This is a genomic window from Patulibacter medicamentivorans (assembly GCF_000240225.1).
Classification (GTDB): domain Bacteria; phylum Actinomycetota; class Thermoleophilia; order Solirubrobacterales; family Solirubrobacteraceae; genus Patulibacter; species Patulibacter medicamentivorans.
In genome coordinates, this window is sequence record NZ_AGUD01000051.1 from 23,946 (window position 1) to 47,091 (window position 23,146).

20 protein-coding genes are annotated in these 23,146 nt (G+C 74.2%); 6 read left to right on the forward strand and 14 right to left on the reverse strand.

The window, feature by feature from the left end; genetic code table 11:
* Positions 1 to 158: 158 nt before the first annotated feature.
* On the forward strand, positions 159 to 1,172 hold the full coding sequence (dapD, locus tag PAI11_RS05710) for a 2,3,4,5-tetrahydropyridine-2,6-dicarboxylate N-succinyltransferase (RefSeq protein ID WP_007571822.1): 1,014 nt from the start codon (positions 159 to 161) through the stop codon (positions 1,170 to 1,172).
* A gap of 38 nt (positions 1,173 to 1,210) precedes the next feature.
* Here dapD and dapF read toward each other — a convergent pair whose 3' ends face one another.
* Together dapF and miaA are read right to left on the reverse strand one after the other, a co-directional pair.
* Positions 1,211 to 2,086, reverse strand: a complete 876-nt coding sequence (gene dapF, locus PAI11_RS05715) for a diaminopimelate epimerase (RefSeq protein ID WP_007571824.1) — start codon at positions 2,084 to 2,086, stop codon at positions 1,211 to 1,213.
* Positions 2,087 to 2,137: 51 nt separating this feature from the next.
* A complete protein-coding gene (gene miaA, locus PAI11_RS05720) occupies positions 2,138 to 3,067 on the reverse strand; it encodes a tRNA (adenosine(37)-N6)-dimethylallyltransferase MiaA (protein ID WP_007571826.1) in 930 nt (309 codons plus the stop codon).
* A gap of 23 nt (positions 3,068 to 3,090) precedes the next feature.
* Between miaA and PAI11_RS05725 the strand changes: the two genes are divergently transcribed.
* Together PAI11_RS05725 and PAI11_RS05730 are read left to right on the forward strand one after the other, a co-directional pair.
* A complete protein-coding gene (locus tag PAI11_RS05725) occupies positions 3,091 to 4,257 on the forward strand; it encodes an FIST signal transduction protein (protein ID WP_007571828.1) in 1,167 nt (388 codons plus the stop codon).
* Positions 4,258 to 4,409: 152 nt separating this feature from the next.
* Entirely contained in the window at positions 4,410 to 5,201 is a 792-nt protein-coding gene (locus PAI11_RS05730; protein WP_007571831.1) for an SDR family NAD(P)-dependent oxidoreductase, read from the forward strand.
* Between the two features lie 8 nt (positions 5,202 to 5,209).
* Here the strand turns inward: PAI11_RS05730 and miaB are convergent, their stop codons facing one another.
* Complete coding sequence (miaB, locus tag PAI11_RS05735; protein WP_007571833.1) at positions 5,210 to 6,616, reverse strand: tRNA (N6-isopentenyl adenosine(37)-C2)-methylthiotransferase MiaB; 1,407 nt, start codon at positions 6,614 to 6,616, stop codon at positions 5,210 to 5,212.
* Positions 6,617 to 6,674: 58 nt separating this feature from the next.
* Between miaB and PAI11_RS05740 the strand changes: the two genes are divergently transcribed.
* Positions 6,675 to 7,028 (forward strand): DUF2200 domain-containing protein, encoded by a 354-nt coding sequence (locus tag PAI11_RS05740; protein ID WP_007571835.1) that lies wholly within the window; start codon positions 6,675 to 6,677, stop codon positions 7,026 to 7,028.
* Between the two features lie 75 nt (positions 7,029 to 7,103).
* On the opposite strand, the gene PAI11_RS05745 is transcribed toward PAI11_RS05740, so the two are convergent.
* On the reverse strand, positions 7,104 to 8,162 hold the full coding sequence (locus PAI11_RS05745) for a hypothetical protein (RefSeq protein WP_007571837.1): 1,059 nt from the start codon (positions 8,160 to 8,162) through the stop codon (positions 7,104 to 7,106).
* 280 nt (positions 8,163 to 8,442) lie between these two features.
* Here PAI11_RS05745 and PAI11_RS05750 point away from each other — a divergent pair, with 280 nt between their 5' ends.
* The gene (locus PAI11_RS05750; RefSeq protein ID WP_007571839.1) at positions 8,443 to 8,769 is read left to right on the forward strand and encodes a hypothetical protein; all 327 of its coding nucleotides are present in this window, start codon (positions 8,443 to 8,445) and stop codon (positions 8,767 to 8,769) included.
* A 21-nt stretch (positions 8,770 to 8,790) separates the two neighbouring features.
* Here PAI11_RS05750 and rny read toward each other — a convergent pair whose 3' ends face one another.
* The 6 genes from rny to PAI11_RS05780 form a co-directional block, all read right to left on the reverse strand.
* A complete protein-coding gene (rny, locus tag PAI11_RS05755) occupies positions 8,791 to 10,200 on the reverse strand; it encodes a ribonuclease Y (protein WP_007571841.1) in 1,410 nt (469 codons plus the stop codon).
* A gap of 11 nt (positions 10,201 to 10,211) precedes the next feature.
* Positions 10,212 to 10,775 (reverse strand): regulatory protein RecX, encoded by a 564-nt coding sequence (locus PAI11_RS23985; RefSeq protein WP_007571843.1) that lies wholly within the window; start codon positions 10,773 to 10,775, stop codon positions 10,212 to 10,214.
* Complete coding sequence (gene recA / locus PAI11_RS05765) at positions 10,772 to 11,854, reverse strand: recombinase RecA (protein WP_040598591.1); 1,083 nt, start codon at positions 11,852 to 11,854, stop codon at positions 10,772 to 10,774. Before recA ends, PAI11_RS23985 begins: the two co-directional genes overlap by 4 nt.
* A gap of 399 nt (positions 11,855 to 12,253) precedes the next feature.
* Entirely contained in the window at positions 12,254 to 13,555 is a 1,302-nt protein-coding gene (locus PAI11_RS05770; RefSeq protein WP_007571847.1) for a competence/damage-inducible protein A, read from the reverse strand.
* Complete coding sequence (locus PAI11_RS23990) at positions 13,552 to 14,352, reverse strand: helix-turn-helix domain-containing protein (protein WP_007571848.1); 801 nt, start codon at positions 14,350 to 14,352, stop codon at positions 13,552 to 13,554. The genes PAI11_RS05770 and PAI11_RS23990 overlap by 4 nt, the downstream gene beginning before the upstream one ends.
* 109 nt (positions 14,353 to 14,461) lie before the next feature.
* Positions 14,462 to 17,251 (reverse strand): FtsK/SpoIIIE family DNA translocase, encoded by a 2,790-nt coding sequence (locus PAI11_RS05780; protein WP_007571850.1) that lies wholly within the window; start codon positions 17,249 to 17,251, stop codon positions 14,462 to 14,464.
* Between the two features lie 171 nt (positions 17,252 to 17,422).
* Here PAI11_RS05780 and PAI11_RS23995 point away from each other — a divergent pair, with 171 nt between their 5' ends.
* Positions 17,423 to 18,010 (forward strand): CAP domain-containing protein, encoded by a 588-nt coding sequence (locus PAI11_RS23995; RefSeq protein WP_007571852.1) that lies wholly within the window; start codon positions 17,423 to 17,425, stop codon positions 18,008 to 18,010.
* 18 nt (positions 18,011 to 18,028) lie between these two features.
* On the opposite strand, the gene rhaD is transcribed toward PAI11_RS23995, so the two are convergent.
* From rhaD to PAI11_RS05805, 4 genes are all read right to left on the reverse strand, one after another.
* The gene (gene rhaD, locus PAI11_RS05790) at positions 18,029 to 20,143 is read right to left on the reverse strand and encodes a bifunctional rhamnulose-1-phosphate aldolase/short-chain dehydrogenase (protein WP_007571855.1); all 2,115 of its coding nucleotides are present in this window, start codon (positions 20,141 to 20,143) and stop codon (positions 18,029 to 18,031) included.
* Complete coding sequence (locus PAI11_RS05795; RefSeq protein ID WP_007571856.1) at positions 20,140 to 21,654, reverse strand: rhamnulokinase; 1,515 nt, start codon at positions 21,652 to 21,654, stop codon at positions 20,140 to 20,142. The genes rhaD and PAI11_RS05795 overlap by 4 nt, the downstream gene beginning before the upstream one ends.
* Complete coding sequence (locus PAI11_RS05800) at positions 21,651 to 22,472, reverse strand: DeoR/GlpR family DNA-binding transcription regulator (protein ID WP_007571858.1); 822 nt, start codon at positions 22,470 to 22,472, stop codon at positions 21,651 to 21,653. Before PAI11_RS05800 ends, PAI11_RS05795 begins: the two co-directional genes overlap by 4 nt.
* The coding region (locus PAI11_RS05805) for a LutC/YkgG family protein (protein ID WP_244406514.1) at positions 22,469 to 23,146 on the reverse strand (678 nt) is incomplete at its 5' end. The genes PAI11_RS05800 and PAI11_RS05805, both read right to left, overlap by 4 nt.

Consider the following 23,146-nt stretch of genomic DNA (forward strand, 5'->3'; position numbering starts at 1 on the left):
GGCCGTCGCGTCCCGGTCGCCGAACGACCGGAACGTCGCAGCGGCCGCGGCGTCTCGGCGTGCGGCCACCGACGGCCGCCGCCTTTCGGTCGCTGAGCGACCGGAACGTCGCACCCGCCACGCCGCCCGCGCGGCGCCGTTCTTCTAGGCTCAGTCGCGTGAGCGATCAGCAGCAGACCGCAGGCGCCTGGGGCATCGGACTGGCCACCGTCGCCGAGGCCGACGGCCGGGTCCTGGACACCTTCTTCCCGTCGCCGGCGCTGGGGATCGACGCCGAGACCGTCGCCCGCGCCGGCCACGGCGGCGGGACCGGCAGCAGCGAGGTCTCCTTCGCCCGCGCCACCGAGACCGCCGGTGGCGCCGTGGCCGCCGCGATCGGCAGCGATCCGGGCCGTGGCGTGCGCACGATCGCCGTCGTGACCGTGATCGAGGACCTGGCGGCGGCGCCGGTCGACGCCCACGACGTCTACCTGCGCCTGCACCTGCTGTCGCACCGGCTGGTCGCCCCCCACGGGCTCTCGCTCGACGGCCAGTTCGGGCTGCTCTCCAACGTCGTCTGGACCTCGCAGGGGCCGGTGCCGGTCGAGGGCTTCGAGCAGACCCGGCTGCGGCTGCGGGCCGAGGGCCGTCCGGTCGCCGTGACGTCGATCGACAAGTTCCCGCGGATGACCGACTACGTCGTGCCGAGCGGCGTCCGGATCGGCGACGCCGACCGCGTCCGGCTCGGGGCCCATCTGGCCGAGGGCACGACCGTCATGCACGAGGGCTTCGTCAACTTCAACGCCGGCACGCTCGGCGCCTCGATGGTCGAGGGCCGGATCAGCGCCGGGGTCGTCGTCGGCGACGGGACCGACGTCGGCGGCGGCGCCTCGATCATGGGCACGCTCTCCGGCGGTGGCAAGGAGGTCATCTCGCTCGGCGAGAAGTGCCTGCTCGGCGCCAACGCCGGGATCGGGATCTCGCTCGGCGACGGCTGCGTGGTCGAGGCCGGCCTCTACGTCACCGGCGGCACCGTCGTCACGCTGCCCGACGGCCACGTCGTCAAGGCCCGCGACCTGTCGGGCCAGGACGGCCTGCTCTTCCGCCGCAACAGCACGACCGGCGCCGTCGAGGCCCGGCCGCGCAGCGGCGACTGGGGCGGCCTCAACGCCAGCCTGCACGCCAACGACTGACCTTCGGGACGTCGTACGTCCCAGATCGGCGGCGGCGCTCAGGCGGCCTCGGCCAGCGCCGCGAGCAGCTCGTCGCTGGCGTCGGCCACGTAGACCGGCACCGCCCAGCCGGTCAGATCGACATGCAGGTCCTCGGTCACGTCGACAACCAGCTCGCCGCCGTCCAGCTCGACGGTGACGCTCTCGCGGTCGCTCTGCGATCCGCCCCCGCCGCCCGCCAACACGTAGGCGACCGCGGCGCCCGACGCCCCCGTCCCGGAGGACATCGTCTCGCCGACCCCGCGCTCGAAGATCCGGGCGCGGATCCGCCCCGGCGCCAGCTCGCTGTACCACGAGACGTTGGTGCGGTTCGGGAACGACGCGTGGCGCTCGATCGCCGGGCCGATCGCCGGCAGGTCGAGCGCGTCCAGCTCCGCCCGGTCGGCGACCGCGATCGAGCACTGCGGGTTGCCGACCTTGACGTGCTGGAACGACCAGCGCAGGCCGTCGACCGCCTCGATCGTGCCGCGACCGTCGTCCGGACCCGACGGGAAGTCGTCGCTGACCAGGCGCGCCCGGCCCATGTCGACCCGGCAGGTCGTGTCGGAGAGGATCGTCGGGCGGATCTCGCCGGCGACCGTGGTGATCGAGAACTGGCTGCGATCGGTCCAGCCGCGGCGGACGAGGTACATGATCGCCTCGCGCGCGCCGTTGCCGGACAGCTCCGCCTCGGACCCGTCCGGGTTGAGGATCCGCAGGTCGGCGATCGATCCCGGATCGGTCGGCGGGGACAGCTCCAGGACGCCGTCGCCGCCGGGGCCGACGTGCGGGTCGCAGAGCATCCGGGCGCGGGCGGCGGTCAGCTCGAACGGCAGGCGCTCTCTCTCGACGATCAGGTAGTCGTTGCCGAGGGCCTGCCACTTCTCGAACCGCATCGGCGGGAGTCTACGCGGGGATATCGGACACCAGCCCGCGCCGCGCCGCCCTCAGCCCTCCAGCAGCGGCGCGACGATCCGCGCGGCGACCAGGTCGAGATCGGGGTCGTCGGTCAGGTCGACCACCTCGACCCCGGGCAGCTTGCGCATCCAGGTCAGCTGGCGCTTGACGTAGCGGCGGGTGTCGCGTCGCATCCGGTCCTCGTCGCCGTCGAGCAGGGGCTCGAACCCGTGGGCCTTGCGCGCGGTCGCCGAGACCCCGGCCGCGACCGCGGCACGGACCTCGTCGGCGGCCCCGGCCGCGAGCATCGCGTCGATCCGCAGGTCGATCCGGGCGCGCAGCTGGTCGCGGTCGCGGACCAGCCCGACCAGTCGGGTCGGGTAACGGACGTCGTCGGTCCAGAGCCGGTTCGGCGCGTCGGGGTCGGGCTCGTGCAGCTCCCCCAGCTCGTGCAGCTCGAGCGTCCGCACCAACCGCGAGCGGTCGGCGGGGGCGATCCGCGCGGCCGCCCACGGCGCGACCGCGGCCAGGCGAGCGTGCAGCGCCCGCGGTCCGTCGGCGGCCAGCTCGGCCTCGAGCCGGGCGCGGATCTCGGGCGGGGCCGGCGGTCGCAGCGCGAGCTCGGTCAGCGCCGCCCGCAGGTAGAGCCCGGTGCCGCCGACCACCACCGGCGTCCGCCCGGCCGCCAGGGCGCGGTCGATCTCCTCGTGCGCCATCCCCGCGAAGCGCCCGGCGGAGCACGTCTCCGAGATCGGCAGCACGCTCACCAGCCGGTGCTCCAGCTCGTCCTGGTCGAGGGCGTCGCGGGCCCCGGTCAGCGTCTCGATCCCGCGGTAGACCTGCATCGCATCGGCCGAGATCGCCAGCGGATCGTGTCCGGCGGCCCGCAGCGCGCGGCCGACCGCGACCGCGACGGCCGTCTTGCCGACCGCCGTCGGGCCGAACAGCGCGACGATCCGGGGACGAACGGGGGCCTCCATCGACCGCGAGTATGGTGAATCGGATGCCCGTCGTCGTCGCCACCGGCTACTCGTCCGCGGTCGATCCCGAGACCGGGGTCGCGCTCGCGGCCCGCCAGGCGCAGGTCGGTCTCGGCGGCGCGAGCTGCGATCTGGCGATCGTCTTCGTCTCCGGCGACCACGTGACGGAGGTCGACGCCGTGATGGCGACGATCCACGAGGTCCTCGCCCCGGACGAGCTGGTCGGCTGCTCGAGCGGCGGGCTGATCGCCGGCGGCCAGGAGCACGAGCACGGCACCGGAGTCGCGATCTGGGCGATCTCCGTCGACGAGGGCCGCGCCGACGTCTTCGAGCTGCGGACCCGGCCGGTCGAGGACGGCCTGGCGCTGCTGGGGATGCCCGATCCGGACGCCGGCACCAGCTCGGCGATCATCCTGCTCGCCGACGCCTCGCGGCTGCCGCTCGAGGGGACCCTGCGGGCCTTCGAGGAGCACCTGCCCGGCGTGCCGCTGATCGGCGGGGTGCCGTCGATGGTCCCGCCCGACGGCCGCCCGCTGCTGCACGACCGCGGCGCGACCGACGCGGCCGCGATCGGGATCCGCTTCTCCGGGGTCGAGGTGCTGCCGTGCGTGTCGCAGGGCGCGCGTCCGATCGGCCCGGAGCTGGCGGTGACCGCCGGCGAGGGCGGCGTGATCCAGGAGCTGGCCGGGCGTCCGGCGATCGAGGCCCTGCGCGAGACGGTCGACGGCCTCGGCGCCGAGGACCAGGCGCGGATCCGCCACGGGCTGCTGCTCGGCCTGGTCGTGGGACCCGGGCGACCGGAGTACGGTGCCGGCGACTTCGTCGTCCGCGGGCTCGCCGGCGCCGATCCGGAGGCAGGCGCGGTCGTGGTCGGCGCCCCGGTCGAGGTCGGCCAGATCGCCCAGCTGCACGTCCGCGACCCCGAGACGGCGACCCGCGACCTGGAGGACGCCCTGCGCCTGCGCCGCGCCGCGGCCGGCTCCGGTCAGGTCGCCGGCGCGCTCGCCTTCACCTGCAACGGCCGCGGTCACGACATGTTCGGCCACGACCACCACGACGCCGACGCGATCCAGCGCGAGCTCGGCCCGCTGCCGCTCGCCGGGATGTTCTCCGCCGGCGAGATCGGCCCGGTCGGCGGCCGCCCGTTCGTGCACGGCTTCACGGCGACCGTCGCGGTCTTCCTCGCCTAGTCCGCGGTGGCGTCATCTCGCCGCGCCGGTTCCGCGGCGGCGTCAGCTCGCTGCGCCGAGCGCCGGCTCCTGACGCCACCTGTCCGGTGCCGCGGTCGGCTGACGCCACGCGGTCGGTGCCGCGGCATCTACCGGCCAGTAGGGTTTCGCCCATGCAGCTCGCCGGCCGGACCGTCCTGATCACCGGAGCCACGGGTGGCCTGGGCCATGCGATCGCCCGGGCGCTGGCGCGCGAGGGCGCGACCCTGGTCCTGACCGGCCGTCGCGCGGAGGTTTTGCAGCCGCTGGCCGACGAGCTGGGCGCGGTCGCCGTCTCGGCCGACCTGTCCTCGCGCGAGGACGTCGAGCGGCTGGCGGCCGACCACGGCGAGGTCGACGTCGTCGTCCACAACGCCGCGCTGCCGGGCAGCGGGCCGCTCGACGACTACGCGCTCGAGGACGCCGACCGGGTGCTCGAGGTCAACCTGCGGGCGCCGATCGCGCTGACCCGGCTGCTGCTGCCGGCGATGAAGCGGCGCGGGTCCGGCCATCACGTCTACGTCTCCTCGATGTCGGCCAAGGTCCCGACCGCCGACGCCTCGCTCTACGCCGGGACCAAGCTCGGGCTGCGCGGCTTCGCCCAGGCCCTGCGACCGGAGCTGAAGCCGGCCGGGATCGGCGTCAGCGTCGTCTTCCCGGGCTTCATCCGCGACGCCGGCATGTTCGCCGACACCAAGGTCGAGCTGCCGCGCGGCGTCGGCACCAACACGCCCGAGGACGTCGCGACCGCGGTCGTGCGAGCGATCGTCCGCAACAAGGGCGAGGTCGACGTCGCCCCGGTCGGGGTGCGGGCCAGCGGCCTGCTGAACGCGCTCTTCCCCGGCCTGCCCGGACGGCTCTCGGGCAAGCTCGGCGGCGAGCGGGTCGGGACGGAGATGGCCCAGGCGCAGCGCGTCAAGCGCTGAGCCGCCGGTCAGCCGGCGAGCGTCGCCAGCAGCGACATCTCGCCGCTGAGCGTCTGCGACGTGGCGCCGGTGATCTGGACCGGGACGGTCTCCCCCGGCTGCCCGAAGCCGACGAAGTTGACGACCTTGTTGTGGCTGGTGCGGCCGCGCAGCTTGTCGGGGTCGGTCCGCGACTCGCCCTCGATCAGCACCTCGAGGGTCCGGCCGACGAACCGCTGGGTCCGCTCGCGGGCGTGGTGCTGGACCCGCTCGACCAGCCGCTCCATCCGCTCGACCTTGACCGGATGCGGCACGAAGTCGTCGACCAACTCGGCCGCCTCGGTCCCCCGGCGCGGCGAGAAGACGAAGGTGAAGGCGCCATCGAACGCGACCGCGTCGACGACCTCGAGCGTCTCCTCGAACTCCGCCTCGGTCTCGCCCGGGAAGCCGACGATGATGTCGGTCGTGATCGCGATGTCCGGGCACTGCTCGCGGATCATCGCCACCCGGTCGAGGTAGCGCTGCTTGTCGTACGTGCGGCGCATCCGCTTGAGGATCCGGCTGGATCCGGCCTGCAGCGGCAGGTGGATGTGCTGGCAGACCTCGGGCAGCGCGGCGTGGACCGCGACGACGTCCTCGCGGATGTCCTTCGGATGCGGTGAGGTGTAGCGGATCCGCTCGATGCCGTCGACGGCCGCGACCGCGGTCAGCAGCTCGGCGAAGGTCCGCGGACGGGTGCCGGCGGTCGGGCGCTTGGCCGCCTCGCTGAAGGCCAGCAGCGCCTCGGGCAGCGGCTCGGTCGTGCGCAGGTCGCGGCCGTAGGCGTTGACGTTCTGCCCCAGCAGCGTGACCTCGCGAACGCCGTCGGCGGCGAGCGCGCGGACCTCGTCGAGCAGCTGCTCGAACGGCCGCGACGACTCGCGCCCGCGGGTCGAGGGCACGATGCAGTAGGAGCACTTGAGGTTGCAGCCGACGGCGATCTGGACCCACGCCTGGAAGCTGCGATCGCGCTTGGTCGGCAGGTGGGCGGGGAAGCCCTCGAACTCGAAGTAGCCCTGGGCCGACAGCGAGTCGGCCGTCAGGAACTCGGCGAGCTTGTTGATCTGGCCCGGCCCGAAGGCGACGTCGACGAACGGGAAGCGCGCGAAGACCTCGTCCTTGACCGACTGCGCCCAGCAGCCCCCGACGCCGACGACGACGCCGGGCCGCTCCTTCTTCATCCGCTTCGCGTGCCCCAGGTGGGCGAGGAACCGCGAGTCGGCCGACTCGCGGATCGAGCAGGTGTTGAAGAGGATCAGATCGGCGTCCTCGGCCGTCTCGGCGGCCCCGTAGCCCAGCGATTCGAGCATCCCGCGCATCCGCTCGGAGTCGTGCTCGTTCATCTGGCACCCGAAGGTGGTGACGTGGTAGCGCTTCGGCGTATCGGAGGAGGCCATGTCGGACACCAAGGGTAGACCGCGTCAGGCGATCGCGGCCGAGCCCTAGGATCGGGCCATGAGCCGGATCTTCACGACCAGCTTCGCCTCGGTCTATCCCCTCTACCTGGCGAAGGTGGAGCGGAAGGGTCGCTCGAAGGCCGAGCTGGATCAGGTGATCCTGTGGCTGACCGGCTTCGACGAGGCCGCGTTGCACCGCCACCTCGCGGCCGGCACGACGTTCGAGGACCTCTTCGCCGACGCGCGCCTCAACCCGGGCGCCTCGTCGATCACCGGCGTGGTGTGCGGAGTCCGCGTCGAGGACGTCGACGATCCGCTGATGCAGAAGATCCGCTACCTGGACAAGCTGGTCGACGAGCTCGCCAAGGGAAAGGCGATGGAGAAGATCCTGCGCGGAGCGCCGCAGGGCTAGTCGGCGGCGGCTCCCCCGTCGGCGGCCGGCGGAGGCGGCGTCCCCGCCACCGCACGCCGCCAGCCGTCGCCGTCCTCAGCGGATCGTGATCCGCGCCGACCGCGCGCCAGTGACCTTGCGGCCGGTGCGGCGCAGCGTCCAGGTCCCGTTGAGCTTCGTGCCGGACAGGACCTTGACCCGCAGCGTGCGACGACGGATCGTGCCGACGCCGGCGACCTTGCCGGTCCGTCGCGACCGCAGCTCGACCGCGAGCGTCGCGGCGGAGCCGAACGGCGCGCGCCGCAGCGTGACCGTGCGCAGCTTGGCGCTCTTGCCGGCCTTGCCGTCCGCGCCCTTCGGACCGGCCGGGCCGGCGGGCCCCATCGCTCCGGCCGGGCCGGCGGGACCCTGCGGGCCGGGCGTGCCGCCGCCGCTGCCCGGCTCCGTCTGGAGCGTCAGGCTGAAGCTGCCGAAGGTGTTGGGCGTCCGGTCCGGGCCGCTGCCCGGTCCGAAGCCGCCGTAGATGTCGGTCACCACGGTCGGCGCCAGGTTCCCGATCGTCGTCGTGCCGTCGGCGTTGGTCGTCGTCGTGGCGTTCGCGACGTCGAGCGAGAACAGCGCCGTCGAGCGGTCGTACGGGACCGTCAGGCCGGCGGTGCCGCCGTACTTGGTGCCCGACGCGTAGAGCTTGGCCGTCGCGCTGCCGTCGAAGACCACGACCGGGTTCTCGATCGAGAGCGTGTAGTCGAAGCCGATCTGCGGCGCGATGTTCGTCGAGCGGCCCTGCAGGCGGCCGATCAGCCCCACGGTCCCGGTCTTCGTGGCCGCGTCGTAGGTGCCCGCGACCGCGGGGAAGTTCCACCGCACCGGCGTGCCCTGAGCCAGAGCCGGGTCGACGACGTCGCCCCACGAGGCGCCCGTCGAGATCAAGGTCATGTTCTGCGAGCCCGGCGTCGCGTTACGGGTCATGTAGCCCGCGAACGTCCGGTCGGTGTTGGCGGGCGCGGCCGTTGAGTAGACCTTGACCGTCGACCAGGCCAGGTTGCCGCCGAGCACGCGCTCGGGTGCGGCCGTGGCCGAGGTGGCGCCGACCAGGCCGAGGGCGACGATGGCGATCGGCGCGGCGATCCGGCGAGATGGGATGGCGAGGGGCATGCGAGTTCTCCTTCGAGCGTGTTGAGCCGTCGGGCGCGCACGGCGAGGCCGCGCGGGCCACGCATCCCGACGACGCCCGGCTGCGAACCGCGCACCGACGTACGGGCACCCTAACATTCAGGCCGTTCGGCTGCCCTAATGAACGGCGCTTCGGCTTGCGTCTGCGGCCAGCGACCGCGGTCACGGCCGGCCCGGGGAGTGGCCCCGCCGGTCGTGGTCGGCCCTGAACAATCCCAGTCCGCCGCCATGAACCATGTCATCACCGCCTACGGCACCCCCCATGTCTCCTGACCACGAATCGCCTGACGAAATCGCGGCCTTCGCTGCCGACTACGTCCGCCGCGAGTTCGACAGCCTCCGCGAGTGGTTCGTTCGCGACGGCGTCACGATGCTCGACGTCCACGCCGAACCGGTCGCCGACCGGGAGTCGTGGGACCTCGTGATCGTCCTCCGACGCGACGGCGTCGACGGCAACCGCCAACTCCGCTTCGACCTCGCCCGTCGCCTCGGCAGCGCCTCGGACCCGAGCGAGATCGCGCGCGACGTCATGCAGTGGATGGGCGAATGGTCACCCGTGCGGTTCGAGGCGCTGCGGCGGGCGCCCTAGCCGCCCCGCGCTCCCCCGCCCTCAGCGCGCGAAGTCGCTGGCGCGGGACTCGCGGATCACCGTGACCTTGATCTGGCCCGGGTACTCCAGCTCGTCCTCGATCTCGCGCGCGATGCTGCGGGCCAGGAGCGTCATCTGGTCGTCGTCGACCGCCTCGGGCAGCACGATGATCCGGACCTCGCGACCGGCCTGCATCGCGTAGACGCGATCGACGCCCTGGTGGCGGGCCGCGATCGACTCGAGGTCTCGGAGCCGGCGGACGTAGAGCTCGAGCGACTCGCCGCGAGCGCCCGGGCGCGCCCCGGAGAGCGCGTCGGCGGCCTGCACGATCACCGCCTCGACCGTCTGCGGGTCGACCTCGTTGTGGTGTGCCTCCATCGCGTGCGCAACCGCCTCGGCCTCGCCGTGACGACGGGCCAGCTGGCCGCCGACGAGCGCGTGCGGGCCCTCGACCTCGTGGCTGACCGCCTTGCCGATGTCGTGCAGCAGCGCCGCCCGCCGGGCCGTCGCCGCGTCGGCGCCGAGCTCGTGGGCCAGCAGCCCCGCGAGGATCGCGCACTCGACCGAGTGCGCGAGCACGTTCTGACCGTAGCTGGTCCGGAACCGCAGCTTGCCGAGCACCTGGACCAGATCCGGGTGGATGCCCTGGACGTCGGCCTCGAGCACGGCCGCCTCGCCCGATTCCTGGATCGCCTCCTCGAGCTCGGCCTTGGCCGCGAAGTAGGCCTCCTCGATCTTGGCGGGGTGGATCCGCCCGTCCTCCATCAGCGCCTCGAGCGTCCGCCGGGCGACCTCACGGCGGACCCCGTCGAACGACGACAGGACGACCGCTCCGGGGGTGTCGTCGATGATGAAGTTGACCCCGGTCAGGTGCTCGAGCGCGCGGATGTTGCGGCCCTCCCGGCCGATGATCCGCCCCTTCATGTCGTCGCCGGGCAGCTTGACCACGGAGACGGTGGTCTCGGCCGCGTGGCCGGCGGCGTAGCGCTGCATGGCGGTCGAGAGGATCGAGCGCACCCGGCGCTCGGCCTCACGGCGGGTCTGCTCCTCGACCCGGCGAACGACGCGCGCCTCCTCGTGGCGGGTCTGCTCCTCGACCCGGCGCAGCAGCTCGGCCTTGGCCGCGCTCGCCGACAGGCCCGAGGTCCGCTCCAGCGCCTGCTCGATCTGGTCCTCGCGTCGTCGCAGCTCCGAGGTCAATGTCGCCAGATCGGCCGCCTGGTGGTCGATCCGCCGCTCGCGCTCGCCGAGCGCCTCGGCCCGGTCGCTCAGCTCGCGGTCGCGACGGTCGAGCTGCCGCTCGCGTCCGGTGAGATCCTGCTCCCGCTGGTCGGCGACCGCCGTCGGCGCGGACGCCGAGCGGCCACGAGCGACGATCGATGCGATCACGATCGCTGCGGCCAGCAGCGCTGCGGCGAGGACGAACTCCATCTGCCGTGAATCTACCCGTCGCCGCGCTCGTCGCAGCGACGTTCGTAGGTCCGCACGGCATCGTAGGCCGTCTCCAGCGGGAACCCGCGGGTCGCCAGCAGTCGCAGGGCGCGGCCGCGCCCACGGTCGTCGGCGAGCGGCGCTCCGCCGAGGCGGCGCTCCAGCGTCTCGACCGCGAGGTCCGGCTCGCGTCGCGCATCCGGGTCGCCGGCCAGCGCCGCCTCGACCAGCGGCTCGTCGATCCCCATCCGCCGCAGGCCGGCGGCGATCCGCAGCCGGCCCCAGCCGTCGACGCGCCGGCGGTCCTCGACGTAGCGCTGGGCGTAGCGGCGGTCGTCGAGGTAGCCGAGGTCGTGCAGCTCGGCCAGCGCACGCTCGATCGAGGGGCCGCCGACGCTCCGCCGCTCCAGGTGGCGACGGACCTCGGCGACGGTCCGGTCGCGCTTGGCGAGATGGCGGTAGGCCAGCTCGAGCGCGTGGTGGACTCGCTCCTCGGCACTGCCCGCCGCGGTCAGCGGCGGGCTGGTGGCCGGGTCGGCGGTCGACCCGGCGGGTGGGGCGTCCGGCTCGCTCACGCGGCCGCGACGGCGGGCTCCTCAGCGGGGGCATCGGGTGCGACGACCGGCGCCTGGGTGCCCTTGGGCACCAGCTCGAGCTTCTCGTAGATCCGCCGCTCGATCTCGTTGGCGATCTCGGGATTGGCGTTCAGGTGCGCCTTGGCGTTGGTCCGGCCCTGAGCCAGCCGCTCGCCGTCGAAGCTGAAGAACGAACCCGACTTCTGGACGATGTCGTGCTCGATCCCGAGATCGATCAGGCAGCCGGCGGTCGAGATGCCCTTGCCGAACTCGATGTCGAACTCGGCCTGCTTGAAGGGCGGAGCGACCTTGTTCTTGACGACCTTGACCCGGACCCGGTTGGCGACCGCGTCGGTGCCTTCCTTGATCGTCTCGATCCGCCGGATGTCGAGGCGCTGCGAGCTGTAGAACTTCAGCGCACGACCGCCCGGCTGCGTCTCCGGCGAGCCGAACATCACGCCGACCTTCTCGCGGATCTGGTTCGTGAAGATGCACATCGTGCCGGTCCGGTTCAGGTTGCCGGTCAGCTTGCGCATCGCCTGGCTCATCATCCGGGCCTGGAGGCCGACCGTCGTATCGCCCATCTGGCCCTCGAGCTCGGCCCGCGGCGTCAGCGCGGCGACCGAGTCGACCGCGACGATGTCGACGGCGCCTGAGCGCACCAGCATGTCGGCGATCTCGAGCGCCTGCTCGCCGTAGTCGGGCTGCGAGACCAGCAGCTCGTCGACGTCGAGCCCGATCGCCTTGGCGTAGACCGGGTCCATCGCGTGCTCGGCGTCGATGAAGGCGCAGACGCCGCCGCGCTTCTGCGCCTCGGCGAGGATGTGGTAGACGAGCGTCGTCTTGCCGGACGACTCCGGGCCGAAGATCTCGATGATCCGCCCCTTCGGGACGCCGCCGATGCCGAGCGCGATGTCCAGCGACAGCGAGCCGGTCGGGATCGCCTCGACCTGGCCGATGGCGCCCTCGTCGCCCATCCGCATCACGGTGCCCTTGCCGAACTGTCGCTCGATCTGCTGCAGGGCGCCCTGGAGCGCTGCATCGCGCGCCTTGGCGGTCGTATCGGGATCCTTGGCCATGTCGAACGTCACCTCATGCTGGGAAGCGGTACTTGATCATCCGCCCTCCGTCGGACGGAACCCAACCGTACGTATGTTCGTATGCCACGTGGGTGCCGGACCGTGCCGATCCTGCACCGGATTCGCGACGATCCGCCGCCCCCTCCGGGGACGCCGCAGTCGGACCCGGGAGGGGGCGAACGTCACTCGGCGACGCCTGCCGCGCAGGTGGAAGACGTTGACCGCCGATAGCGGCGGACAACGTCACGCACCTCCGTCCCAGGGGACCTGCGAGTGACGTTCACCGCTCGCCCCGTCCTCCCGACCACGCCCACCGCCGCCGAGCCGCAGGCCACCGCGCCCCGTCCTCCCGACCACGCCCACCGCCGCCGAGCCACCAAGCCCGGCCCACCCCAACCCTCAGCCCGCGTCGGTCTCGCCGCGCAGCAGCCGCCGCAGCAGGTGCAGCGCCGCCGTCGTCGTCCGGTCGCGGATCGCGAACCGGTCGCCGGGGATCCGCACGTGGCGCACCAGCGACGCGCCGTCGCGGGCCGCCACCGCCAGGAAGATCGTCCCGACCGGCTTCGCCTCGCTGCCGCCGCCCGGTCCCGCGATCCCGGTCGTCGCGACCGCCACGTCGGCCCCGATCCGGTCGAGCGCCCCGACCGCCATCGCCTGCGCGACCGGCGCCGAGACCGCGCCGTGCTCGGCCAGCAGCGCGCCGTCGACCCCGAGCGCCCGCCGCTTGACCTCGTCGGCATAGGCCACGACGCCGCCGGCCATCACCTCGGACGACCCGGCGCGATCGGTCAGCCGTCCCGCCACCAGCCCGCCGGTGCAGGACTCCGCGGTCGCGACCGTCCAGCCGCGCTCGCGCAGCAGGTCGAAGACCAGCTCGTCGATCGTCCGCCCGTCCTGCGAGAAGACCAGCTCGCCGTGGCGCTCCGCGACGAAGGCCGCGAACGACTCGGCGACGGCGGCCCGCGCGGGCGCCCAGCGGTTGACGATCTCGAGCTCGCCGCGGTGGGCGCAGGTCGTGACCTCGATCGCGTCGAGCTCGATCCCCGCCGCGCGGGCCTCGCGCATCGTGTCGGCCAGCTGCGCCTCGGGCAGGCCGTAGACGCGCAGGATCTGCTCGCCGCGGACCTCGGCGCCGGGGATCGCCGCCTGGAAGGCGTCGACCGCGATCGCCGTCCGCCACATCGGCTGCAGCTCGCGCGGGGGGCCCGGCAGCACCAGCACCGTCGGACCGGACGTCCCGTCCGCCGGCGGCACGATCAGGCCCGGCGCGGTCCCGACCGGCTCGAGCACCGTCGCGCCGACGGGGACCAGCGCCTGCTTGCGGTTGGCCGCCCGCAGGGCCGCCGGATCGGTGTGGCCCCAGCGCTTGGCGAGCGGCTCGATGATCGCCCAGATCCGGCCCTCCAGCGCCTCGTCGAGCTCCATCGGCCGGCCGGCGAAGTCGGCGACGACGGCGGCCGTCAGGTCGTCCTCCGTCGGGCCCAGGCCACCCGAGGTCACGACCAGGTCGATGCCGCTCGCGCGGGCGTGGTCGAGCGCCGCCCAGAGGTCCTCCGGGCGATCGCCGACGACCGTGGTCGAGACGTGGTCGACCCCGACCGCTCCCAGCTGCTGGGCCAGCCACGGCCCGTTGCGGTCGCTGACCCAGCCGCCGAGGACCTCGGTGCCCGTGACGACGATGGCTGCGCGCGGGATGCTCACGCGCAGGAGGGTCGGCTGCCCGCCGCGAGCCGCTTGCTGGACTTGCGCGTGATCTCGTAGGCGACGACGCCGTCGCTGCCGGCCTTGAGGTTGCGGCGCTTGCCGCCGACCGTCACGCGGGCGTCGGCGCTGCTGAGCGCGACCTTGAAGCGCTTGGAGCGCAGCAGCCCCGTCCGCCGGCCGGCCTGCAGCTGGCGGCCGTCCACGACCCGCTTGCCCTGGGCGTCGACGACGCAGACGAAGACCGGCGAGCCGGGCCCGGCCTCGATCCGCAGCGGCACGACCAGTCGCGCCGCGGCCCGCTGCTCGCGCTGCTTGCGACGCTGCTCCTGCTGCTTCTTCCTGCTGGCCGCCGCCGCGGCGTCGGTCGTGGTCGCATCGGTGGTCGTCGTCGCGGACGGCTTGCCCTCGTCCTTCGAGAACTGGAAGACCGCGAACAGCGCGACGCCGACGAACACGAGCAGGAGCAGGAGCGGCACCCAGTTGGTCCGCTTCGGCGGTCCGAAGGCCCCGCCACCGCCGCGGCGGCTCGCGCGGCGAACGCCGACGCCGGAGCCCTCGAACGGCTCGTGCCGGAACTTGTACTCCTCGACCAGCAGCTTGGCGTCGAGTCCGAGCGCCTCCGCGTAGGTGCGCAGGAAGCTCTTCACGAAGGTCGAGCCTGGGAGCAGGCTCCACTCCTCGTTCTCGAGCGCGCGCAGGTACTTGGCCCGGATCTTCGTCCGAGCCTCGACCTCGGCGATGTCGATCCCGGCGCGCATCCGGGCCTCGCGCAGGGTGGCACCGATCTCCGCCATTCGACCGGAAGGCTACTGGCCAGGGCCCGCGGAGCTGGGTGCGGCCCTGCAGCGACCGGTGCGCCGACGCGGCTGGACGCCGCACACCAGCGCCGCCGCGGCCCGTCGGTCAGCGACCGGGCGTCAGCGCCGTGTGCTCGCCGGTGCGGTCGTCCGCGGTGTCCTCGCCGGTCGGCGGCGGGTGCGGCCCGTCCAGGTCGCCGCCGCCGTCGGAGGCGACGGCGTCCCCGCCGCCACCGCGCAGCTGCGCGAGGATCTTCGGCAGGTCCATCGGCGAGACCAGGACCTGGCGCGCCTTCGAGCCCTCGAAGCCGGACACGATCCCGCGCCGCTCCATCATGTCGACCAGCCGGCCGGCGCGGGTGTAGCCGACGCGCAGCCGGCGCTGCAGGCCCGAGGTCGACGCGGCGCCCATCTCGACCACCAGCTCGATCGCGTCGGCCAGCAGCGGATCGGTGTCGGCGTCGAGGTCGTCCTCGCCGCCGTCGGTCGCGTCGACGTCCTCGGCGGCCTCGAGCAGGTCCTCCCGCATCTCGGCCTCGCCCTGCTGCGCCCAGTGGGCGGTCAGCTCGGCGATCTCGGCCTCGTCGATGTAGGCGCCCTGGATCCGGGTCAGGCGCGAGCTGCCGACCGGGTTGAAGAGCATGTCGCCGCGGCCGAGCAGCGACTCGGCGCCGTTCTGGTCGAGGATCACGCGCGAGTCGGTCTGCGAGGAGACCGAGAAGGCGATCCGCGACGGGACGTTGGCCTTGATCATGCCGGTGATGACGTCCACGCGCGGGGACTGCGTGGCCAGCACCAGGTGGATGCCGACGGCACGCGCCTTCTGGGCGATCCGGATGATCGCGTCCTCGACGTCGGCCGGCGCGACCATCATCAGGTCGGCCAGCTCGTCGATCACGCAGAGGATGTACGGCAGCGGCTCGTCGCCCTCCTCGACCCGGACCTTGTTGAGCTCGATCAGGTTGCGGGTCTTCTTGACGCTCATCACGCCGTAGCGCCACTCCATCTCGCGCACGAGGTTCTGGAGCGCGTTGGCGGCCATCTTCGGGCTCGTGATCACCGGCGTCAGCAGGTGCGGGACCGCCTCGTAGTGGTTCAGCTCGACCTGCTTGGGGTCGACCAGCACCAGCCGCACGTCGTCGGGCGTGGCGTGCAGCAGGATCGAGCTGAGCATCGCGTTGACGCAGCCCGACTTGCCGGCGCCGGTGGTGCCGGCGACCAGCATGTGCGGCATCTTGGCCAGGTCGGCGTAGACCGGCGCGCCCGAGACGTCCTTGCCGAGCCAGACCGTCAGCGGGCTCGCGTCGCCGGGCGGGTCGCCGTAGACGTCGCCGAGGTGGACGATCCGGCGGCGCTTGTTCGGGACCTCGACGCCGACCGCGGTCTTCCCGGGGACCGGGGCCAGGATCCGGATGTCGGTGGCCGCCAGCGCGTACGCCAGGTCGTCCTTCAGCTGGGCGACCTTCGACATCTTGATCCCGGGCGCGAGCCGCAGCTCGTAGCGGGTGATGTGCGGGCCGGCGACGGTGTTGATCACCTTCGCGTCGACCTTGAAGTGCGCCAGCGCCTCGACCAGGGCGTCGGCCGTCTCCGCCTGGCCGGCGGTGTCGGGGCGCAGCTGGTCGGCGGCGGAGACCTTCAGCAGCCCGGGGTCCGGCAGCACGTAGCCGTCCTCCGGAGCATCGTGGTCGCCGCCCATCGGCTGGCGCTCGCGCAGCTCCTGGAGGGTCGGGCGCTCGCCGTCCGCGGTCGCGGGCTCGTCGGCGGCGGGACGGACGCGGGCGACCCGCGTCGGCGGCTCGACCGGGGGCGGGACGACGACCGTGAAGTCCTCCTCGTGCTCGGGCTCCTCGACCGGCTCCGGAGCCTCGTCGACGGGCTCGGCGACCGGCAGGTCGAGGCGCGTCTCGCCCTCCTCGCCGAAGAGGTCGGGGTAGCGGCGGGCGCCGTCCAGCTCGGTCCGGCCGCCCCCGCGCGAGGCGGTGATCTCCTCGCCGGTCGCGGGCTCGGCGGCCCCCCGGCGGCGGCGCACGCGCGGCGCGCTCTCGTCCTCGGGAGCCAGGTCGGCCTCGGCGACGCGCTTCGGGCGCGGCGGGACCGGGCCCTCGCCGGTCCTCGGCTCCGGCGGCGCGGCCCGCCGGCGGGGCGTGACCGGGATCTCCAGCTCCTCGTCGTCGGCGTCGCGACGGCCGACCGCCCGGCTCTCGCCGGTCATGCCGCTCGGCACGCGCCGCAGGGCGGTGGTCGTCTGCCGCAGCCCCTCGCCCGTGCGGGACACCATCGACGCGATCGAGGCGCCGGTCAGCAGCAGGACGCCGGCCAGCAGCGCCGTCACGCCGATCACGTGGGCGCCGATGCTGCCGAGCAGGCTGCTGATCCCCCAGTAGAGCGCGTCGCCGATCACGCCGCCGCGGGGGCGGACGATCTCGGCGCTCCACAGCTCGCTGCCGTGGCGCGCGCCGCCGCCGAGCCCGAAGGTCCCGCTGGCGAACAGCAGCATCAGCGCCAGCAGCAGCAGGACGGCGCCGGAGCGGAACGGGCGCAGCGCGGGCAGCAGCGGTCGCAGGATCAGCAGCAGGCCGGTGGCCGCGACCGCCGGCGGCGCCAGGTACGCGACCTGGCCGAAGACGCTCCGCAGGCCGCCGACGAGGCCGTCGCCGATCGCGCCGCCCCACGAGCCCAGGTACATCAGGAAGACGAGGAAGACCGAGAGCGCCAGCAGGCCGAGCCCGATCTGGTCGAACTGGCGCTGCTCGAGCGAGCGCCAGGCCGGCAGCGAGCCGCCCTTGCCCGCGCGCGGGCGTGCGGCCGCCTTGGAGCGCCCGCCGGCTGCGGCGCGCTTCTTCGGCTTGGCCGCCTTCGACGCGGTCCGGGCAGGGGTACGGGTGCGGCTCATGCTCACCCGCTCGATTCACCGCTGGGCGGAGCGTTCCTCCCTGGCCCCGCGTCGGCGCTGCCGCAGGGCCGCGAACCCACCAAGGACCAACCATCCGTCCATCGACTGGACGGCGTACGGCGGACACTCGGCGGCTCCCGTCGATCCACCGAAGGTCGAGTACCGATTCCGATGACGTCGCTCCCCCACCGCCTGCTCCTGCTCCTCGCCACCGCCGCGATCGCGCTGGTGGCCGCGACGGGCGCCAGCGCCGACGCCCGGCAGACGCTCAAGCGGGTCGCCAACCAGGAGTGTCCCGGCGCCAACCTGGTGCCGGACGCGTCGAACCTGTCGGTGGTCCTCGACGCCACCAGCTGCCTGATCGATCGCGAGCGGGCCCGCTCCGGCGTCGCCGGGCTCAGCCGTCGGTCGGTGCTGCGGCGGATGGCCTCGGGCTACGCGCGGCAGATGGTCCAGGAGGGCTTCTTCGGGCACGTCACGCCCGCCGGCGCCAGCTTCGGCCAGCGGATCGCCGTGTCCGGCTACCCGCCCCGCCGGGGGGCGTGGCGGGCCGGCGAGAACCTGGCGTGGGGCACGGGCCCGATGGCGACGCCGCGCGACGTCGTGCGGCGCTGGCTGGCCTCGCCGCCGCACCGCCGCAACCTGCTCGACCGGCGCTTCCGCGAGACCGGGATCGGGATCGCGCTCGGCACCCCCGGCACCGATTCGCGCGGCCGGCCGAGCGCCACCTACGTCCAGGAGCTCGGCGCCCGCGGCTGACGCCCGCCGGCCCGCGGCTCAGCGGGGGTAGGCGGCCGGCACCCCGCCGTCGACGTTGAGGACGTTGCCGGTCGACTTGCCCGACCGCGCCGGGCTGGCGAAGTGGAGGGTCGCGGCGGCGATGTCCTCGGGCAGGATCAGGACCTTGAGCGTGTTGCGCTGGCGGTAGTGCTCCTCCAGCTGGTCGGGATCGAGGCCGTAGCTGGCGGCTCGCTCCTGGCGCCAGCTGCCCTGCCAGATCTTCGATCCGCGCAGGACCGCGTCCGGGTTGACGGTGTTGACGCGGATCCCGTCTCCCCCGCCCTCCTCGGCCAGGCACCGCGCCAGGTGCAGCTCCGCCGCCTTGGCCGAGCTGTAGGCCGACGCGTTCTTGCCCGCCACCAGCGCGTTCTTCGACGCCACGAAGACGATCGAGCCGCCGAGGCCCTGCTCGCGCAGGACCCGGAACGCCTCGCGCGCGACCAGGAAGTAGCCGGTCCCGAGGATCCGGTGGTTGCGCTCCCACTCCTCCAGCGTCGTCTCCTCGATCGACGAGCTGGACGCGATCCCGGCGTTCGAGACCACGACGTCGACCCCGCCGAAGCGGCGGACCGCGTCGCGGTAGGCGGCCGCGACGGCATCCTCGCTGGTGACGTCGCCGCCGACCCCCAGGCCGTCGCCGCCGACCGCCTGCTGGGCGCCCTCGGCGTCGAGGTCGAAGCCGACGACGACCGCTCCCGCCTCGGCCAGCGTCGCGCTGATCGCGCGGCCGATGCCGCCGGCGGCGCCGGTCACGAACGCGACCTTGCCCTGCAGCTCGCCCGGCGCCGGCGCCAGCGACAGCTTGTACAGCTCGAGCGGCCAGTACTCGACGGCGAAGCTCTCGGCGTCGCTCAGCGAGACGAACCCGCCGAGCGCGTCGGCCCCGGCCATCACCTCGATCGCCCGGTGATACAGGTCGCGCGAGAGCGCCGCGTGCTTGGCCGTCGGTCCGACGCCGACCAGGCCGACGTGCTGGATCAGCACCACCCGCGGGTCGGGGTCGGACGGCTGGACCGGTCCCTCCTGGCCCGGCATCCGCACCAGCGGGTCGTCGCCGAACCGCTCGACGTAGGCCAGGTAGTCGGCGCGGTAGGCCGCCGCCCGCTCGCGGACCCGGCCGGCCAGCACCGACGCGTCCTCGACGGCGGGGTCGAACGGGACCCACAGCGGCAGCCGCTTGGTGTGGACCAGGTGGTCGGGGCAGGCGGCGCCGACCGTCACCAGCTCGGGCGCGCGGGCCGACGACACCAGCTCCAGGGCCGCCGGCGAGTCGTCGACCAGCAGCAGCTTCGCCCGCTCGCTGGAGACCGCGCCCCGCAGCGCCGGCAGCACCGCGTCGAGGACCGCGGTCCGGCCCTCCTCGTCGAGCACGGCCGCGCTGGCCGCCGGCCCGCCGAAGCGCGGACCGGCCGCCCGCCCGTTGACGAACGCGACTGCCTCGTTGATGACCGAGATCGTCCGCCGGTACGCCTCCTCAGCGCTGTCGCCCCAGACGACGAGGCCGTGCTTGGCCAGCACCACCAGCTCCGCCTCGGGGTGCTCGCGAACCGCGTCGCCGACCTGCTTGGCCAGCGCGAACCCCGGCCGGACGTAGGGGATCCAGAGCGCGCGGTCGCCGAACAGCTCGCCGATCAGCCGCTCGCCGTCGGCCGCCCCGGCCAGCACGTTGATCCCGTCCGGGTGGGTGTGGTGGACGTGGTCGGCGGGGATGAACGCGTGCAGCAGCGTCTCGATCGACCCGCGCGGCATCGCCGGGTCGAGCATCGAGCGGCCAACGTGGTCGACCATCTGCTCGTCGCTCATCCCGTCGCGCTCGACCAGCGGCGTCAGCTCGTCGAGCCGCAGGCCGGTGAACGACGCCTCGGTCATCGTCGCCAGGTCGGAGCCGGAGCCCTTGACCCACATCGCGCGGACCTCGCGGCCGGTGTGGTCGCGGACCGTGCCCTTGGCGGACGTGTTGCCGCCGCCGACGTTGGCGACCGCCCGGTTGGCGCCCAGCAGGTGCGACGCCAGCAGGACCTGGCCGAGCGGCGTGTCCGCGCCGGCGACGTCGGCGATGGACGCGGGCCAGAGGTCCTCGGCCGGGTGGACCAGGGGGACGGTGGTGCTCATCGGGGATCCTCGTGCCGGGACGGGCGGGTCGTGGTGGTGCTCGGGACCGTCGGGTCGACCGAGCCGGTGATGCGCAGGAAGCGGCCGTAGAGGTCGTCGGCGGCGGCCCGGTCGCGACCGGGCTCGTGGACGACCGGCGCCGCGGAGGCGCGCGCCAGCGCGCGCAGCTCGGCCGCGGACGACAGCTCGCCGGCGGCCCGCAGCTGGACGAGCACGTTGCCGGTGGCGGTCGCCTCGACCGGCCCGGCGAGCACGGTGCGGCCGGTCAGCTCGGCGGTCAGCCGGCAGAGCAACTCGTTGCGGACGCCGCCGCCGACGACGTGGACGGTGCGGATCTCGCGCCCGGTCGCCGCCTCCAGCTCGCCGAGCACCCAGCGGTAGCGCAGCGCCAGCGAGACGTAGACGCTCCGCGCCAGCTCGGCGCGACCGACCGGCGGCGCCTGCCCGCCGCGGCGGCAGGCCGCGGCGATCCGCTCCGGCAGGTCGCCGTCGGGCGCCAGGAACGACGGGTCGTCGGGGTCGATCAGCGGAACGCCGGGCTCGGCGGTCTCGGCCAGCGCCTGGATCTCGGGCGCGCTCAGGCCCCAGGCGCGGCCCAGCTCCTGCTCCAGCCACAGGCCCATGACGTTGCGCAGCAGCCGGATCGTGCCCTCGACCCCGCGCTCGTTGGTCAGGTTCGCGTCGCGGGCGGCGTCGCTCAGGACCGGCGCGTCCAGCTCGACGCCGAGCAGCGACCAGGTGCCGCTGGAGAGGATCGCCGCGTGCTCGTCGGCGACCGGCGCCGCGACGAACGCGGACGCGGTGTCGTGCGATCCGACCGCGTGGACGGCGCCGTCGCCGAGCCCGAGCGCGGGCCGCAGGCGCCCGATCGTGGTGCCCGGCTCGACGACCGGGCCGAACAGCCGCTCCGGCAGCTCGAGCCCCTCCAGCAGCGTCCGGGACCAGCGGCCGCTGCGCGCGTCGAGCAGCCCGGTCGAGGACGCGTTGGTCGCCTCGTTGACCAGCTCGCCGCCGAGCCAGTGCGCGAGCAGGTCGGGGATCATCGCCAGCCGGCTGGCGTGCTCGAAGGCGACGGAGCCGCGCTCGGCCTCGAGCTGGAAGACGGTGTTGATCGGCAGCGTCTGGATGCCGCTGATCGCGTACTGCGCCTCGCGGCCGACGCGCGCGAACGAGCGCTCGACCATCCCGGCGGTGCGCTGGTCGCGGTAGTGGAACGGCAGCCCGAGCAGCCGCCCGGCGCCGTCCAGCAGCCCGTAGTCGACCGCCCAGGTGTCGACGCCGACGCCGGCCAGGGTGCCCGCCCGCGCCAGCCCGTCGAGCGCGCGGCCGAACAGGTGCAGCAGGTCCCAGTGGCGCCCGTCGGGCAGGTCGACCGGCCGGTTGGCGAATCGCGCCGTCTCGCTCAGCGTCAGCCGCTCGCCGTCGAAGCGGCCGGCCAGGACGCGGCCGGACGAGGCGCCGAAGTCGATCGCCCCGTAGGTCGGCAGCCGGCGATCGCTCGCCCGACTCACGACGCCGCTCCACCGACGAGGTGGACGGCGACGCCGTGGCTCTCCAGCTCGGCGACGCGGTCGTCGGCGTCGCCGGCCAGGAAGAGGTCGCTCGTTGCGCCCAGGGGAGCGATCACGCTGAGGCCGCGGCGGTCGAGCTTGGCCGCCTCGACCATCACCGCGGCGCGGGTGGCGCGCTCGATCATCGCGTGCTTGACCTCGGCCTCCAGCGGGTCGGCGTCGGTCAGGGCGCCGTCCGGCGCGATCCCCTTGACCGAGAGGAAGGCGCGGTCGGTCCAGTGCCGGCGCAGCGCGTCGACGGCCAGCGGTCCGACCATCGAGTGGGCGATCCGGCGCAGCTGGCCGCCGGCGACGACCAGGTCGATCGTCCCGCGGCCGCTGGAGGCGATCAGCTCGGCGATCGGCAGGGCGTTGGTGACGACGGTGATCGTGCGACCGCCGCGCACCAGCTCCTGCGCCAGGTGGTAGGCGGTCGTCGAGGAGTCGAGGAACAGCGACTCGCCGTCCTCGATCGTGGCCGCGGCCGCCCTCGCGAGGGCGCGCTTGGCGCCGGTCGCCGTGGCCAGCCGGGTCGAGAACGAGTCCTCGTGGCCGCTGGCGCCGGGCAGCACGGCGCCGCCGTGCGTGCGGCGGGCGAGGCCCTGGCGCTCCAGCTCGCCGAGGTCGCGCCGAGCGGTCATCGGCGAGACGCCGAACCGCTCCTCGATCTCGCCGATCGTCACGGCGCGCGCCGTCTGCAGCAGCTCCGCGATCTCCTCGCGCCGGCCCTCGGCCAGCCGCGGCCGCGGCGATGCGCCGGTCGATCCGTCTGGGGTCATCGCTGGCTGCCTCCTCGATCGATGTCGTCCACGAGCACCACCACCAGCGTCCGCGGGCCGTGGACGCCCTCGACCCGCTGCAGCTCGATGTCGCTGGTCGCCGACGGGCCGGACACGAGGGTCAGCGGCCCGGCGGATCGCGCGGGCGGCGGGATCGCCGCGAAGGCGTCGGCGACGTCGGCGACGACGTCGGCGGCCCGGACGACGCAGAGGTGCCGGTCGGGCACCAGCGTCAGCCGCCGCGGGCCCTGGTCGGCCGCGTGGTCGAGGACGATCGTCCCCGTGCGGGCGATCGCCAGCCGCGACCCGGTCACGACGGCGTCGAGCGCGTCCAGCGCGTCCAGGTCGAGCGCGTTGCCGGCGACCGCCGGACGCGACGGCCGCCAGCGCTCGGCCAGCCCGTCGGCGATCGCGACCCGGTCCGCGCCGAGCCGGTCGAGGGCGGCGTCGAGCGCCGCCGCGACCTCGTCGTCGGCGACGCGCAGGACCTCGGCGCGGTAGTCGGCGACCGTGGCGGCGAAGCGATCGGCCGCCGCGATCCCGCGATCGGCCGGTGCGACGGCGGCCTCCGCGATCGGCGGACCGCTCGCGGGCTCGGCCTCCAGCGCCCGCCGGATCCGGCTCAGGATCAGCTCGCGCGCGGCGCTCACGGGGCGCCCCCGGGCCGCGACGGC

Coding starts and splice junctions, on each gene's coding strand:
- PAI11_RS05780 (WP_007571850.1), bottom strand. CDS start 17,251: ATGAGCCGCACCCGTACCCCTGCCCGGACCGCGTCGAAGGCGGCCAAG.
- PAI11_RS05730 (WP_007571831.1), top strand. CDS start 4,410: ATGCAGCTCGCCGGCCGGACCGTCCTGATCACCGGAGCCACGGGTGGC.
- miaA (WP_007571826.1), bottom strand. CDS start 3,067: ATGGAGGCCCCCGTTCGTCCCCGGATCGTCGCGCTGTTCGGCCCGACG.
- PAI11_RS23995 (WP_007571852.1), top strand. CDS start 17,423: ATGACGTCGCTCCCCCACCGCCTGCTCCTGCTCCTCGCCACCGCCGCG.
- PAI11_RS05725 (WP_007571828.1), top strand. CDS start 3,091: ATGCCCGTCGTCGTCGCCACCGGCTACTCGTCCGCGGTCGATCCCGAG.
- PAI11_RS05750 (WP_007571839.1), top strand. CDS start 8,443: ATGTCTCCTGACCACGAATCGCCTGACGAAATCGCGGCCTTCGCTGCC.
- PAI11_RS23990 (WP_007571848.1), bottom strand. CDS start 14,352: ATGGCGGAGATCGGTGCCACCCTGCGCGAGGCCCGGATGCGCGCCGGG.
- dapF (WP_007571824.1), bottom strand. CDS start 2,086: ATGCGGTTCGAGAAGTGGCAGGCCCTCGGCAACGACTACCTGATCGTC.
- rhaD (WP_007571855.1), bottom strand. CDS start 20,143: ATGAGCACCACCGTCCCCCTGGTCCACCCGGCCGAGGACCTCTGGCCC.
- PAI11_RS05745 (WP_007571837.1), bottom strand. CDS start 8,162: ATGCCCCTCGCCATCCCATCTCGCCGGATCGCCGCGCCGATCGCCATC.
- PAI11_RS05800 (WP_007571858.1), bottom strand. CDS start 22,472: ATGACCCCAGACGGATCGACCGGCGCATCGCCGCGGCCGCGGCTGGCC.
- recA (WP_040598591.1), bottom strand. CDS start 11,854: ATGGCCAAGGATCCCGATACGACCGCCAAGGCGCGCGATGCAGCGCTC.
- PAI11_RS05740 (WP_007571835.1), top strand. CDS start 6,675: ATGAGCCGGATCTTCACGACCAGCTTCGCCTCGGTCTATCCCCTCTAC.
- rny (WP_007571841.1), bottom strand. CDS start 10,200: ATGGAGTTCGTCCTCGCCGCAGCGCTGCTGGCCGCAGCGATCGTGATC.
- miaB (WP_007571833.1), bottom strand. CDS start 6,616: ATGGCCTCCTCCGATACGCCGAAGCGCTACCACGTCACCACCTTCGGG.